A 14,586-nucleotide genomic window follows, 5' to 3' on the forward strand; every position below is an offset into this window, starting at 1 on the left:
GCTCACACCCAGTCCGGGTGTCTGGGCATGGGCGGGTTCTCCGTGGCGAAGAGCCAGTCCTCCAGGAAGGGCCGCAGGGAGGCGTCGTGGGTGACGCGGACGGCGTTGTCGACGAAGTCCTGCGAGTCGGCGTTGCCGCCGCGGTGCTTCCTCAGCCAGGACGCGACGACGGCGTCGAACTCCTCCTGTCCGATCCGCTGGTGGAGGGCGTACAGGACGACGGCGGCACCGTCGTAGATGTTGAACCCGCCGAGCGCGGTGGGGAGTCCGGGCGGGCCGTCGGTCTTCCGGACGGCGTCGAGCCTGGTGTACGCCGCCTTCATCTTGTCCTCCAGGGAGGCGGTGCCCTGCTGGTCGGCCCAGAGGGCCGCGTAGTAGACGGCGGGGCCCTCGTTGAGCCAGGCGCTCTGCCAGGTGGTGGGGGTGACCGAGTCCCCGAACCACTGGTGGGTCAGTTCGTGGATCATGACGTTGGTGTACGTCGTGGAGGTGGCGGCGTTCTTGAACCAGTTGGGGCCGAAGAGGGACAGGGTCTGGTTCTCGAGGGCGTCGCCGTAGCCGTCGCGGACGATCTGCATCCCGTAGGTGTCGAAGGGGTAGCGGACACCGAGGGCGTTCTCCAGCCAGGCGATCTGCCCGGCGGTGCGCTCGACGATCGGCCGGTACGTGTCGGTCTGGTCCTCGGGGACGTAGTGGCGCAGCGTGATGCCGTGCGGGCCGCGTCCGGTCAGGACGGTCTGCCGGGCGACGGAGATGCCGAGGAGTTCGGGGGCCATGGGGGCGTCGAGCCGGAAGTCCCGCGTGGTCCTTCCGGGGCCGGCCGGGCGGGTGCCGGTGGCGGTGCCGTTGGCGCCGGCCGTGTACCCGTCGGGGGCGGTGAGGTGGAAGGTCCACGTCGCCTTGTCCATGGTGGTGTCGTTGACGGGTGCGAACGTGTCGGCCCGGGAGGCCTGGGCGGCGGAGGCGAAGCCGCCGTCGCTGATGTGGCGCCAGCCGGGGGCGCCGACCGGCTTGGTCTGCCCGTTCCCGTGGTAGCTGACGGTGACGTCGAAGGGGCGGTGGTCGCGCAGGCCGCCCTCGGGGGTGACGGTGAGTTCCTGGCCGCTGCTGCCGGGCGCGACGGACCAGGCCGCGTCCTCGCCGTCGACCGTGACGGCGTCGATGGTGAGGGAGTCGATGTCGAGGTTGAACGAGGACAGGTCCTGGGTGGCCCTGGCGCTGATCTCCATGGTGCCGGTGAAGTCGTACGTGACCGGGGTGAAGTCGAAGGAGAGGTCGTAGTGCCGTACGTCGTACCCGCCGTTGCCGAGTGTCGGGAACAGCGGGTCGCCGGCCCCGGGCGCGCCGGGCTTCGGGTCGAAGGGGCGGGCGTGCGGGGAGAGGGCCTGCGCGGGGACGGCGGTCGCGAGCGCGGCCGTCGCGGCCACGGTGGCGACGGTGGCGACTGCTGCGCGCAGGATGCCGGTGCGGGTCACTGCTTCGCTCCCTTCTGGGCTGCTTCCTCGAACTCGCTGCGGGCCTGTCGGCCGCCCTTGGCGAGGTATTCCCTGACGAGGCCGTCGTAGCTGCTCATGGGCTTGCGGCCGGTGACGATGTCCTTGATCCAGTCGCCCTTGAGGGTGTTGAGGGTGCCGGAGGACCTGGAGTCCCAGGTCGGCGAGGAGTAGCTGGCCGTGGGGTCGGGGGTCATCCTGGGGATGAGCCGCGCGTAGGCGTCGTGCAGATGCTCGACGCCCCGCGGGTTGGCGGCGGAGTAGAGCGCGGGGGTGGCCGAGGCCATCAGCTGCCAGGGGACGGCGACGTCCTGGCCGCCCTGCTCGGTGAGGATGGGCGCGCCCTTGCCGTCGCGCCGGTGGTCGGTGCCCTCGACGCCGTAGGCGAGGAGGGTGTACTCCTCGGTGCCGAAGGGCGCGGCGACCCAGTCGGCGAGCCGCAGGATCTCCTTGACGCGGTGGGCGTCGGCCTTCTTGACGAAGGACTCGCTGAGCCGTGCGTTGTTGTTCCAGGCGACGGCGTTCTCGCCGATGGGGGTCATCGGGCGGACGTCGTACGAGGGGTCGATGGCGGCCATCGCGTCGAGGTATCCGGTGCTGGGCGTGAGGTAGGCGGGCCAGCCGTCGAAGACGTAGGCGGCGCGGCCGTTCTTGAACAGGTCCGTGTACTGGGCCTTCTGGGCGCCCGACATCTGGACGGTGCCCGGGTAGTAGCACCCGGCCTTGTACAGCTTGGCCGCCATCTCGATCGCGGCCCGGTACTCCTCCGTCTCCAGGTCGAGGGTGAACCTCCCGGTCGTGGTGTCCATGCGCCAGTAGTAGGGGGCTCCGTACGACATGGCGATCAGGGTGGTGACGCCGGCGGAGATGGCGTACTGCTTCTCCCTGGGGCGGGTCAGCTCCTTGCACAGCTCGAAGAAGCGGTCCATGTCGGTGATCTGGTCGAGACCGGTGACCCCGGCCGCGGCGAACAGGTCGTGGCGGTAGTACCCGGCGCCGCCGGTGCCGGCGCGCGCGATGGGGATGCCGTACAGCTTGCCGCCGTAGATGGAACCCTGCCAGGCGCCCTTCGGGATGGCCGCCAGGTTCGGGTAGTCCTTGATGCGGTCGCCGGAGAGGTACGGGGTGAGGTCGGCGCACTTGGCGGCGAGGAACGCGGCCTTGTGGTCGACGCCGCCCGTCTCCGGGTACATGAAGAGGTCGGTGAGGGTGTCGCTCGCGACCATGGTGGAGAACCTGGTGGGCCAGTCGTCGGCGGCGACGGCCTGGATGTCGACCCGGGTGCCGAGCCGCTTCTCGATCTCCTGCCAGGCCGCGTTCCGTTCCCGCCCGGGCGCCGGCGGCTTGAACGTCTCCAGGGAGGCGGTGATGGTCCTGGCCCCCTTGAGCGGAGTGCCCGGGACGGAGCGGACGGGCTTGGCCGGGTAGCGGGTGAATCCCTGGGGGACGCCCTGCGCCGTGCCGGGGTGGTCGGGGGTGATGCCGAGGTCGCGCAGGACGGTGTTCGGCAGCAGGGAGCCGCTCTTGACCGATGCCTTCTCGGACGCGGCGCCGCTGCCGCCGCATGCGGTGATCAGGGGTGCGGCGGCGACGCCGAGGCCGACGCCGGCCCCGAGGCGGAGGAGAGTTCTGCGGTCGAGCGGGGTGGAGGGGGTGGACCTGGAGGACCGGGACATGGCGACTCCTGGGAGAAGGGCGGGTGAGCAGGGAGCGGGGGCGGGGTGGGAGAGCGGCGCCGAGGGGCTTCGCGATGTGCGGTGGGGGGGTCAGCCCTTGATGGCGCCGGTGAGGACGCCCTTGGTGAAGTAGCGCTGGAGGAAGGGGTAGACGCAGAGGATGGGGAGGACCGCCACGACGAGTACGGCCATCTGGACCGACTGCTGGGGGGCGACGGCCTCGCCGGCGACGGCGCTGTCGAGGCTCTGGCCCTGGAGGACGAAGGTGCGGAGCACCATCGGCAGGGGCCACTTCTCGCTGTCGCCGAGGTAGAGCATGGCGTTGAAGAAGGCGTTCCAGTACGTCACCGCGTAGAAGAGGCTGACGACGGCGATGACGGCCTTCGACAGCGGCAGTACGACCTGGAGGAGGATCCGCAGATCGCCGGCGCCGTCCACCTTCGCCGCGTCGTACAGCTCCTCGGGGAGGTTCATGAAGAAGGAGCGCAGGACGACCAGGTTGAAGGCACTGACCATGGTCGGCATGACGAGGGCGGCGAAGGTGTCGTAGAGGCCGAGTTCGTTGACGAGCAGGAAGTTCGGGATGACGCCCGGGTTGAAGAGCATCGTGAAGAGCGCGGTCATCAGGATGATCCGGGAGCCGACGACATCGCGCCGGGACAGCCCGTACGCCATGCCGATGGTGAGCAGCAGGGCGCAGCCGGTGCCGACGAGCGTGACGCCGACGCTGACGAGCAGGGCGCGGGTGACGACACCGCCGGTGAAGATCGTGCGGTAGGCGTCCAGGGTGGGGTGGTCGGGCCAGAGGACGAGGCCCGCGGACCTGATGATGTCGCTCTGGGAGGCGAAGCTGGTGCCGATCACCCCCAGGAGGGGGTACGCGACGGCGGCTACCACGAGAGTGAGGGCGAGGCCCTTGGCGGCCAGGCCGATCCGGGTCGGGCGCTCCGTCCACGGGGGGCGGCCGGAGGCGGCGGCGCGTGAACTCCTGGCGGCGGCGCGGGTCTTCCTCGCGGTGGCGCGCGGCGTGACCTCGGTGGCACGGGGGGTCTCGGTGGGGTGAGGGGTCTCGGTGACGTGGGAGCTCTCAGCGATCGGCGCCACGGTAGATCCCTTCATGGCCGAAGTGGTGGGCGAGCTTGTTGGCGCCGAGGACGAGCACGGTGCCGACCACCGCCTTGACGAGGCCGACGGCCGCCGAGACACCCCAGTCGCCGTCCTTGATGCCGTGGAAGTAGACGTAGGTGTCGAGGACTTCGCCCGCCTCCGGGCCGACGGCGTCCCGCTGGAGCAGGATCTGCTCGAAGCCGACCGAGAGGATCTGGCCGAGGTTGAGGATGAGCAGCAGGATGACGACGGGGGCGATGCCCGGCAGGGTGACGTGCCACAGGCGGCGGAGCCGGCCGGCGCCGTCGATGGCGGCCGCCTCGTACTGCTGGCGGTCGATGGTGAGCAGCGCGGCGAGGATGATGATCGTGCCCCAGCCGGCGTCCTTCCAGACCAGCTGGAGGGTGAGCAGCCAGGGGAAGGCGTCCGGGTCGCTCATCATGTCGTAGCGGGGCAGCCCGGCCGAGTCGAGCAGTTCGGGCAGGACGCCCGCGCCGCCGAGGACCTGCTGGAAGATCGAGACGATGATGACCCAGCCGATGAAGTGCGGCAGATAGACCACGCTCTGCACGAAGCGGCGGAGCCTGTCGCTGACGACACTGCTGAGCAGCAGGGCGAGGGCGATCGGCAGCGGGAAGAAGAAGACCAGCTCGACGAGGGCGATGGTCAGGGTGTTGCGGACGGCGGACCAGAAGGCCGGCTCGGCGAAGGCCGTCGCGAAGTTGCCCAGTCCCACCCAGGCGCTGTCCGCGTACCCGAGGTACGGCTGGTAGTCCTGGAACGCGGTGATGTAGCCGAGCAGCGGTACGTAGTGGAAGACGAGGAAGTAGAGCAGGCCCGGCAGGCAGAGCAGCAGCATCACTTTGTCGCGCTTGATCCGCTGTCGGAGGGTCGCTTTTCCGCGGAGGGCGACGGGCGTTGCCGTCGCCCCGGCGTCCTGCCGCCGGCCCTTCAGGGGCAGCGGGGGTGCTGTGTCAGCCATGGAGGAGTCCTGTTCGGCTGGTGACGCAGGGAAGTCGATGTGACGTTCTGCGGCGGCAACGTAGTAAGCGGTTAACCCAGGCGTCAAGAGTGAGCGTTGAACCCTTCGCGAATCCGCCGTCGTCCGAACCAGGCCAACCAGCCCTGTATCCACGCCATTCCGGCTGCCCGTCGGCCAAATCCTGCCGTGTGAGCGGGGATTGCTTGACGGTCCCCGACATCTGTCCCTAGCGTGCGCAGTCATCTGCAGTACACGCTTACTATCCGGAGGCATGGTGCGAACCTCTGACGAACCGTCGGCGTGGACCGGCGTGAACGGCCGGGCGCCCACACTCCCCCGCCGTCCTCGGACGCTCCTCGCCATGGACCCCGCCCTGCTCGACGACGTCTTCCCACCCGCCGTGCGAGCACGACTCGAAGAATCCGCCGACCTGCGACTTCCCTGTCCCGTGGAGGAGTTCGACAGCCCCGCGGCGGCGGCCGCGCTCGCCGACTGCGAGGTGCTGCTGACCGGCTGGGGCTGCCCGCCCGTCGACGCGGGCGTCCTGGATCGGGCCCCGCGGCTCGGCGCGGTGATCCACTCGGCGGGCACGGTGAAGACCTTCCTGAGCAGCACCGCATACGCCCGAGGCATCGCCGTCTCCTCGGCGGCGGCCGCCAACGCCGTCCCGGTCGCCGAGTTCACCCTCGCGGCGATCATCCTCGGCGCCAAGCGGGCCTTCCCGCTCGCCGAGCTCTTCCGCACCCGCAGGTCGCACCGGACCACGGCCGACCTGGACCGGCTGCACTGGCTCGGCACCCACGGCATCACCGTCGGAGTGGTCGGCGCCTCCCGGATCGGACGCCGCGTCGTCCAGCTGCTGCGGACCCTCGACGCCGAGGTCCTCCTGTACGACCCGTACGTGAGCGCCGCCGAGGCGCGGGAGCTGGGGGCGACCCGTACCGACCTGGACACCCTCGTCGCCTGCAGCGACGTGGTGACCCTGCACGCGCCGGCCACCCCCGAAACCCACCATCTCCTCGACGCGCGGCGCCTGGCGCTCCTGCGGCCCGGTGCCCTGCTCGTGAACACCGCGCGCGGACCGCTCGTGGACACCGAGGCGCTCGTCCCGCACCTGGTCGACGGCCGGATCGACGCCGTCCTCGACGTGACCGACCCGGAGCCGCTCCCGCACCACCACCCGCTCTGGGAGCTGCCCAACGTGTTCATCACCCCGCATCTGGCCGGCGCCCAGGGCAACGAGGCGGGACGGCTCGGGGCGCTCGCCGTCGACGAACTCGACCGCTACGCGCGCGGGGCGCCCCTCCAGCACGCCGTGCTCCTGTCGGACCTGGAGCGGATCGCGTGACCGGACAGCCCGACCGCGTCTCCGACCGGGCGTCCGGGCGTCCGGACGACGCCCCCGACCGGGCTTCGTGCCGTCTGGACGACGTCGCCGACCGATCCTCCAGGCGACCGGACGACGCCCCCGACCGTTCCTCCAGGCGTCGGGGCGACGTAGCCGACCGGGCCCCTCTCCGTGCCACCGGGCAGGGCCTAGGCTGGGGGCCGGACGCGGGGCGGAGCCGTCCACCCGGAGGCACCGGGCGGAACGGGACCCGGGAGCCACGGGCCCGCGCCTCCCGGCGAAGGCCGGAGAACGGCCCGCACAGTGACGACCAGACGCTCCAGGGGGAGGACCGGATGTCCCGGCAGGAATCGACGGCGGCCGGACAGCGCCGCGCGACGGTCGTGGACGTGGCCCGCCTCGCGGGGGTGTCCACGGCGACCGTGTCCCGCGTACTGAACCGCAACTACCCGGTCGCGGCCGCCACACGCGAGCGCGTGGAGGCCGCCATGCGGGGCCTCGGCTATGTGGTCAACGCGCACGCGCGCGCCCTCGCCGGCGTCTCGGGCCGCACGGTGGGCATCATCATCAGCGACGTCGTGGACCCCTTCTACGCCTACATCGCGCGGGGTGTGGAACGCGAGGCGGCGGCGGGCGACCGGCTGTGCCTGGTCTGTACGACCCAGGGCGACCCGCAGCGCGAACTCGCCTTCATCGAGCTCATGCACGAGCGGCGCGCCGATGCCGTGATCCTCGTCGGCGGCAGCGTCGCCGATCGCACCTACCGGGCGGAGCTCGCCCGCCGTGCCCACGAGCTGGACGCCGGAGGCTCCAAGCTCGTCCTGTGCGGCCGGCCCTCCCTCGGGGAGGACGTCCCCACGGTCGGCGTGGAGTACGACAACGAGGGCGGCGCCTTCGCGATCACCGACCATCTGCTCACCCAGGGGCACGAGCGGATCCTCTACCTCGGGGGCCCGCCCGGCCTCTCCACCACCCGGGACCGCATCGCCGGGCACCGGCGCGCCCTGGAGCTGCGCGGGGTCGCCCACGACCCGGACCTGGTGCAGCCGGGCGCGTTCAGCCGGGCCTTCGGCTACCGCCGGATGAACGAACTCCTCCGGGAGGGACTGCGGTTCACGGCCGTCTTCGCCGCGAACGACATCGTCGCCGCGGGCGCCGCCCAGGCGCTCGAGGAGGCCGGCATCGGCGTGCCGCAGGACGTGTCGCTCGTCGGGTACGACGACGTGCCGGTGGCCCAGGAACTACGACCGCGCCTCACCACCGTGCACGTTCCGCTGGAGGAACTGGGGCGGCAGGCCGTGCGCGTCGCCGTCGACGGGGGCGACGAGGACGACTGGCGCGCCCCGACGACCGGCACCCTGCGTCTCGGGACCCACATCGTCGTGCGCGACTCGGTGGCGCCTCCGCGCGCCGCCGGACGCCGCCGATCCTGAGCGATTCCGCGTGCACGACAGCCTGTTGACGCAGTAACGAACAGAAACACGTCCTGACCCCTTGCGGCCGGACAGCAAACGCTTACATGCTGGCGCGCAGCTCCCCGAGCCCCGCGCCGTGCAGCTCGCGCCTCGTTCCGAGCCGAGCTCAGGGCTGCCTCCGGGATGCGCGCCCCGCCTTCTGCGCCTCCTCGCCCCCAGGAGATCACACCGATGCAGATCCCCCCGTTCTCCCCGCTCCCCTCCTCCGCCTCCTCCTTCCCCTCGTCCCCGCGCGGGTCCGCCCCGTCCCGTCGTTCGGTCCTCGCCACGATGACCGCGGCCGGTGCGGCGCTGGCCGTCGGTTCGGGTACGGCCCGGGCCGCCGCGCACGCCCAGACGGTCTCTCTCACCGCACGCCCTTCCGCCGAGGCCGAGCGGCTGCGCCTCGCGTCCGCCCTGCGGGCCGGCGAGTTCCAACCCGCCGGCCGGTACGCCCCCGCGAACACTCCGCTGCGGTTCACCGTCCTCCCCTTCGACGGTCTGGTGCCGACGCTGTGGATCGGTCACTGGGACTACTACGGCACGGTCAAGGAGCCCCGCCCGTACGCGCTCGAGCCCGGCGCCAACACCGTGACCGATCCGCACGGCGGACCGGTGTACCTCACTCTGGAAGGAGACGGCGAGCGGGCCGGCGTGCGCTTCAAGGAGGGCTGTCGCCCGATGCCCGTCTTCGCCCTCGGCCGCACCACGGAGGCGGAGTTCCAGCACCGGCTCGACACCCTCACCGACGTGCCGGTGGTCGAACTCCACGGCCCACGCACCCTCGTCACGCTGACCCGCGCCGGCGCCCTCCTCCACCGGGGCGAGGACCACGCGGCACTGCTGTCGCTCCTCGAGGAGATCATCCGGGCCGAGCAGGACATCAGCGGCCTCGACGGTTCCGCGCCGCTGCACCGCCCGACGTCCGGCCGCTTCCACTTCACCGAGGTGTCGGTGGTCCCCGCCGGGGTCGGCGCCTTCGCCACCCACGGCTACAACGGCTTCCCCCGCGCCTACCTGGACCGGGCCACCACCGTCCAGGGCCTGCGCACCCGCGGATGGGGGCTCTACCACGAACTCGGCCACACCCACCAGCAGATGGCGTACAAGCCGACCGGGCTCACCGAGGTCACGGTGAACATCTACTCCCTCGCGGTCCAGCGCGCACTCGGGCAGACGTCCAACCTCCTCCTCCCGGACGCCAAGACCGGCCTCACCCCCTTCCAGTCGGCCCTGCCGAAGCTCGGTGGACCCGGCCTCGTGTACGAGAAGTCCTTCGGGGCGTACGAGAAGCTCGTCCCGCTGCGCCAGCTGGAGCTCGCCTTCGGCGCCGACTTCTGGCCCCGGATGCACCGGCTGGTCCGCGAGGAGAACCCCGCGTCGGACTACACGGAGACGGCGAAGCGGTACCGCTACCTCGCCCTCTACGCCAGCCGAGTGGCCGGCCGCGACCTCACCGACTTCTTCGTGAACCGATGGGCCTTCCCCGTCGACGCGCAGGGCCGCGCGGAACTGGCGGCGCTCGGCCTGCCCCAGCCGGCCGTCGACCCGTCGACCCTCACCGACTGACACGCAGCCGCCCGCCGCCCCGCCCCGCTCCTTTCCCTCTCCCAGCTCCCCCGTCCCTCTCTCAGCTCCCTCTCCTTCTCGCTCCCCGCACTCTTCGGCCGATCAGCAGGAGGCGCACCGGTCATGGCTCTTCCCCGACGACAGATGCTCGCCCTCGCCGGCACCACGCCGGTTCTCTCTCTCCTTCCCGGAACGGCCGCCGCGGCGTCGCCGCCCACGGAGGGGGCCGCCCCCGGGCCCGCCTCGTCCGGGGACACCACCGATCCGTACGACGCCCTCCTCGCCCGGGCGGAACAGGAGCTCACCGGCGGCGCCTTCGACCCCGCGGACCCGGACTTCGCCGCCGCGCTCGCCGCCCTGGAGTCCGAGGCCACCACCTGGTGGGAGCGGCTCGACACCGCGCAGGGCCGGAAGGCACTCTGGGCCGACCTCTCCCCCGCCTCCGACCCCGGCGTGTTCGGCCAGAGCTATCCGCGGCTCCGGACGATCGCGACGGCCTGGGCGACCCCCGGCACCATGCTCACCGGCCGCGGGGACGTGCTCGACACCCTCCTGGAGGGGCTGCGGTTCCTGGGCTCCGTCGGCTACCACCCGGGGCGCGCCGAGACCGGCAACTGGTGGTTCTGGGAGATCGGCGCACCCCGCGCGCTGATGGACACCTGCGTGCTGCTGCGCGCCCGTCTGTCGCCGGCCGACCTCGCCTCGTACGTCGCCGCCGTGGCCCGGTTCTGCCCGAACCCCGATCGCCGTACGAACATCCCGTCCCTGGCCGAGACCGGTGCCAACCGGGCCGACAAGGCCGTCATCGTGGCGCTGCGGGGCCTCCTCGCCCGGGACCCCGCGGCACTGGTCCTCGCCCGCGACGGCCTCTCCGACGTGCGGGACGGCGGACGCAACAGTCTCTTCCGGTACGTCACGTCCGGGGACGGCTTCTACGAGGACGGGTCGTTCGTCCAGCACGGCAGCGTCGCCTACACGGGGACGTACGGCAGTGTCCTCCTCGGCGGTGCGGGACAGCTCATCGCGCTGCTCGCCGGTTCGGAGTGGGCGGTGTCCGATCCCGCGGTGACCGTGCTGTACGAGGCGGTGGAGCGGTCGTTCGCCCCGGTGGTCTTCGACGGGGTGATGATGGACGCCGTCCGTGGCCGCGCGGTGTCGCGCGAGCGGTCCCGGGACCACCACGACGGGGCGGCCACCGTCGGCCGCGTCCTCCAGCTCGCCGCGGGCGCCCCCGCCGACCGTGCCGAGCTCTGGCGGTCCCTCGCGAAGGGCTGGATCCTGCGCAACGAGGCCACTCCCTACAGGGGACTCGTGGGCATTCCGGCGCTCGCGCGCGCCAAGGCCGTCCTCGACGACCCCGCGGTGCGGCCGGCCGAGCGGCCGACGGGGCATGTGGTCCTCGCCGACATGGACCGGGTCGTGCACCGGCGGCCGCGCTGGGCCTGCGCGCTGTCCCTGTCGTCGCGGCGCATCGCCGCGTACGAGGCGGGCAACGGCGAGAACCTGCACGGCTGGTACACCGGTGACGGGATGACCTATCTGTACGACGGCGACGACCCCTCGGCCTTCGGTGACGGGTTCTGGCCGACCGTCGACCCGTACCGCCTCCCCGGCACGACCGTGGACACCCGCCCCCGGGCCGATCTCGGGACGAGCCCCGGCACCAGTACGTACCGCCCCACGAACGCGGTGGCGGGTGGCGCCGCGCTGGACGGCCGGTTCGGCGCGGCAGCCATGGAACTGGCGGCCCAGGACAGCACCCTGCGGGCGCGAAAGGCGTGGTTCTTCCTCGACAACGCCGTCGTGGCGCTGGGAGCGGACGTCACGGCGAGCGACGGCAGGACCGTCGAGACCGTCGTCGAGAACCGGAACCTCCACGCCGACGGGCGGCAGCGCTTCACCGTCGACGGGCGCCGGCAACTCGACGAGCACGGCCGGCGGGCCGAGCTCTCGGGCGCCCGCTGGGCCCATCTGGAGGGCTACGGAGGCTTCGTGTTCCCCGGCCCGCCCCGTGGCGACATCGGCACGACGGGCTCGCTGCACGCGCTCCGCGAGGAACGCACCGGCACCTGGCGTGCGCTCAACACCGGCGCGGACACCGGCGGCAGCACCACCCCCGTCACCCGTCGCTACCTCACCCTCTGGTTCGACCACGGCCCCTCTCCCTCGTCCGCGTCCTACTCCTATGTCCTGCTGCCCGGCGCGAGCGCCGTCGCGACCGGCGTCTGGTCGCTCTCCCGTCCTGTCGTCGTGGTCGCCAACAACGCCTCCGCGCAGGCCGTCGAGGCCCACCGGCACGGTCTGCTCGCCGCGCACTTCTGGCGGTCCGGAGAAGCGGGCGGCCTCGCCTCCTCGGGCCCCGGCACCGTGCTGGTACGCCGCACCGGCCGTCATGTGTCGGTGGCGGTCGCCGACCCCGGGCGTACGGGAACGGAGCTCAGCGTCGAACTCCCCTTCCGCGTCCGCCGCGTGGTCCGCGCCGACGACACGGTGACCGTCACACCGGGCGGCCGCACGGTGCTCACGGTCCGGGTCGGCGGATCCCGGGGCCACAGCCACACGGCCGACCTGGTCCAGTGACCGCCCGGCCCCCGAAAGGAGCCCTCGTGCCCCCGTCCCCGCCCACCCGGCCGCGCTCGCCCCTGCCCGCCTCCCGGTCCGCCCCGCACCTGCGCCTGCCACCGACCGACCGCGTCCTGTCCCCCCGTACCGGCTGGACGCGGGCCCACTGGGAGGCGCTCGCCGACCGGCAGCTGGAGGCCCTCGTCCCGTACGCCACCCCCGGGTTCGCGCAGTACCGCCTGCCGGGCCGCACCAGCTGGTCGGGCGTCGTCTCGGACGGCCTCGAAGGGTACGCACGCTCATTCCTGCTCGCCTCCTTCCGGATCGCAGGCGCGGACGGAAAGGTCGACCCGCACCTCATCGAAAGGTATACGCAGGGTCTGACGACGGGCACGCTGCGTGACGACCCCGAAGCCTGGCCGGTGCTCACCGACTGCTCGCAGCAGATGGTGGAGGCGGCCTCCGTCGCCATCGGTCTGCACGAGACGCGCCCGTGGATCTGGGACGCGCTCGACACCGCGGTCCAGGAGCGGGTGGTCGAGTGGCTCTCGGGCTTCGTGGGGGCCCGCACCTGGGACAACAACTGGCGTCTCTTCCAGGTGGTGTCGGAGCAGTTCCTCGCCTCCGTCGGCGCGCCGCACAGCCGGGAGGACATCGAGGGCGGCCTGGAGCGGATCGAGGACTGGTACGTCGGCGACGGCTGGTACAGCGACGGCGACGGCCGCAACTTCGACTACTACATCGGCTGGGCGATGCACCTGTACCCGCTGCTGTGGGCCCGGATGGCCGGGCCGGACGGGGACGGCGGCCGGGGCGCGGTCTACCGGGAGCGGCTGGCCCTGTTCCTGTCCACCTACCCGGAGTTCTTCGGCGCCGACGGGGCGCCCGTCCACCAGGGGCGCTCCCTGACGTACCGGTTCGCCGCGACGGCGCCGGTGTGGCTCGGCGCCCTCACGGACTGCACTCCACTGGCCCCCGGACTCACCCGGCGCCTCGCGTCGGGGACGGCGCGGCACTTCGTGGAGCGCGGTGTGCCGGACGAGCGGGGGCTGCTGCCCCTGGGGTGGTACGGCACCCATCTGCCGACGACCCAGCCGTACTCGGGACCGGCCTCCCCGTACTGGGCGAGCAAGGCCTTCCTCGGTCTGCTGCTGCCCGCGGACCATCCCGTGTGGACGGAGCGCGAACAGCCCCTGCCGGTGGAGGAGGGCACGCGGTACACGGCGCTGCCGGCCCCCGGCTGGCTGCTCCACGGCACCCGGCACGACGGCATCGTCCGGCTCGTCAACCACGGCAGCGACCACAATCCGCCCGAAGGTCCCGGCGAGGACGACCCGCACTACGCGAAGTTCGGGTACACGACGGCCACGGCACCCGAGTCGGCCGCCCATGCGTGGGCGCGCACGGTGGACGGCCATCTGGCGCTGCTCGCGACGGACGGCACACCGTCCCGGCGGAGCCGCATCGTTCCGGTGTCCTGCGAGGGTCGCCGCGCCTCGTCCCGCCACACGGCACGACTCCCCGGGCACGAGGAGGAGTTCCCCGTCGAGTCGACGAGCCTCCTGCACGGCCCCTGGGAGATCCGCGTGCACCGGGTGCGTCCGCCCGAAGGGGTACGCGTGCGTGAGGGCGGGTACGCGGTCGCGGACGCCGCCCCGCCGGAGGTGCTCAGGGGACCGGGCTGGGCGCTCGCGCGGACGGAGGCGGGGCTCACGAGCGCGGTGGTGGGCCTCCACGGCTGGGACGAGGAGGGCGAGATCGCCCGCGAGGTCGAGGCCAACGCGTTCGGTCCCCACTCGGCGACGCCGTACCTCCTGGCCGCCGGTCCGGTCGCCCCCCGGCACCCCTCACGCGCGCGCGTGCAGGTGACGCTGGTGGTCCTGACCCGGGACGCGGTGCACCCCGAGGCGCTGCGCGCGGCGATCCACTGCGACAGGGGGGACGACGACCGGATCCGGATCACGTTCCCGGACGGCGAGGTCCTGACGGCCTGACGGCGCCGCAGATCCGACTGCACGGCTGTGACACGACATCGACAGCACGCCTCTGGAGGAGAGATGAAACGACGGTTCGCCCCGCTGTCCTCGGTGAGAGCCTGGGCCGCACCTGCCGCCCTTCTGGCGCTGGTCTCCGTGTTCTCGTACACGCCGGCGACCGCGGCGCCGACGCGGGAGACGCGGGAGACGCAGGAGACGCAACAGGCAGTACAGACAGCGCGGGCGCAACAGGCGCAACAGGCGCAACAGGCCCAGCCACTGAAGAGCAAGTACCGCGCGGACGCGGGCCTCGGTGACTGTCTCCGTACCTTCGACGGCAACGACACCGTCCAGGCCGGCTCCTGCACCCCCGCCGCCGGCGAATACACCTCCATGCGCCTGTGGAAGGCCGTCGACCA

The 14,586-nt window shown here is 72.3% G+C and carries 10 protein-coding genes; 6 read left to right on the forward strand and 4 right to left on the reverse strand.

Going from position 1 to position 14,586, the window contains the following annotated elements; translation table 11 throughout:
- Window positions 1-2: 2 nt before the first annotated feature.
- The 4 genes from ACZ4XX_RS00055 to ACZ4XX_RS00070 form a co-directional block, all read right to left on the reverse strand.
- The gene (locus ACZ4XX_RS00055; RefSeq protein ID WP_468505705.1) at window positions 3-1,475 is read right to left on the reverse strand and encodes a M1 family metallopeptidase; all 1,473 of its coding nucleotides are present in this window, start codon (window positions 1,473-1,475) and stop codon (window positions 3-5) included.
- Window positions 1,472-3,169, reverse strand: a complete 1,698-nt coding sequence (locus ACZ4XX_RS00060) for an extracellular solute-binding protein (RefSeq protein WP_468505706.1) — start codon at window positions 3,167-3,169, stop codon at window positions 1,472-1,474. Before ACZ4XX_RS00060 ends, ACZ4XX_RS00055 begins: the two co-directional genes overlap by 4 nt.
- A 90-nt stretch (window positions 3,170-3,259) precedes the next feature.
- Window positions 3,260-4,102 carry a carbohydrate ABC transporter permease gene (locus tag ACZ4XX_RS00065; protein WP_468505920.1) on the reverse strand — a complete coding sequence of 281 codons (843 nt, stop codon included), beginning with the start codon at window positions 4,100-4,102 and terminating at the stop codon, window positions 3,260-3,262.
- Between the two features lie 154 nt (window positions 4,103-4,256).
- Entirely contained in the window at window positions 4,257-5,258 is a 1,002-nt protein-coding gene (locus tag ACZ4XX_RS00070) for an ABC transporter permease (protein WP_468505707.1), read from the reverse strand.
- A 361-nt stretch (window positions 5,259-5,619) separates the two neighbouring features.
- Here ACZ4XX_RS00070 and ACZ4XX_RS00075 point away from each other — a divergent pair, with 361 nt between their 5' ends.
- The 6 genes from ACZ4XX_RS00075 to ACZ4XX_RS00100 all read left to right on the forward strand — a co-directional run.
- The gene (locus ACZ4XX_RS00075) at window positions 5,620-6,606 is read left to right on the forward strand and encodes a hydroxyacid dehydrogenase (RefSeq protein ID WP_468505921.1); all 987 of its coding nucleotides are present in this window, start codon (window positions 5,620-5,622) and stop codon (window positions 6,604-6,606) included.
- A gap of 335 nt (window positions 6,607-6,941) precedes the next feature.
- Window positions 6,942-8,039 (forward strand): LacI family DNA-binding transcriptional regulator, encoded by a 1,098-nt coding sequence (locus ACZ4XX_RS00080; protein ID WP_468505708.1) that lies wholly within the window; start codon window positions 6,942-6,944, stop codon window positions 8,037-8,039.
- Window positions 8,040-8,252: 213 nt separating this feature from the next.
- Complete coding sequence (locus ACZ4XX_RS00085; protein ID WP_468505709.1) at window positions 8,253-9,629, forward strand: M60 family metallopeptidase; 1,377 nt, start codon at window positions 8,253-8,255, stop codon at window positions 9,627-9,629.
- 123 nt (window positions 9,630-9,752) lie between these two features.
- Window positions 9,753-12,209 carry a polysaccharide lyase 8 family protein gene (locus tag ACZ4XX_RS00090; RefSeq protein ID WP_468505710.1) on the forward strand — a complete coding sequence of 819 codons (2,457 nt, stop codon included), beginning with the start codon at window positions 9,753-9,755 and terminating at the stop codon, window positions 12,207-12,209.
- Between the two features lie 26 nt (window positions 12,210-12,235).
- Window positions 12,236-14,185 carry a DUF2264 domain-containing protein gene (locus ACZ4XX_RS00095; protein ID WP_468505711.1) on the forward strand — a complete coding sequence of 650 codons (1,950 nt, stop codon included), beginning with the start codon at window positions 12,236-12,238 and terminating at the stop codon, window positions 14,183-14,185.
- Between the two features lie 63 nt (window positions 14,186-14,248).
- On the forward strand, window positions 14,249-14,586 hold a 338-nt coding region (locus tag ACZ4XX_RS00100), incomplete at its 3' end, for a hypothetical protein (protein ID WP_468505712.1).

Source organism: Streptomyces sp. NPDC029956, assembly GCF_055574655.1.

Bases quoted from the DNA above. Each gene is read 5' to 3' on its own strand.
- ACZ4XX_RS00090 (WP_468505710.1), top strand. From the start codon at position 9,753: ATGGCTCTTCCCCGACGACAGATGCTCGCCCTCGCCGGCACCACGCCG.
- ACZ4XX_RS00075 (WP_468505921.1), top strand. From the start codon at position 5,620: ATGGACCCCGCCCTGCTCGACGACGTCTTCCCACCCGCCGTGCGAGCA.
- ACZ4XX_RS00085 (WP_468505709.1), top strand. From the start codon at position 8,253: ATGCAGATCCCCCCGTTCTCCCCGCTCCCCTCCTCCGCCTCCTCCTTC.
- ACZ4XX_RS00060 (WP_468505706.1), bottom strand. From the start codon at position 3,169: ATGTCCCGGTCCTCCAGGTCCACCCCCTCCACCCCGCTCGACCGCAGA.
- ACZ4XX_RS00080 (WP_468505708.1), top strand. From the start codon at position 6,942: ATGTCCCGGCAGGAATCGACGGCGGCCGGACAGCGCCGCGCGACGGTC.
- ACZ4XX_RS00070 (WP_468505707.1), bottom strand. From the start codon at position 5,258: ATGGCTGACACAGCACCCCCGCTGCCCCTGAAGGGCCGGCGGCAGGAC.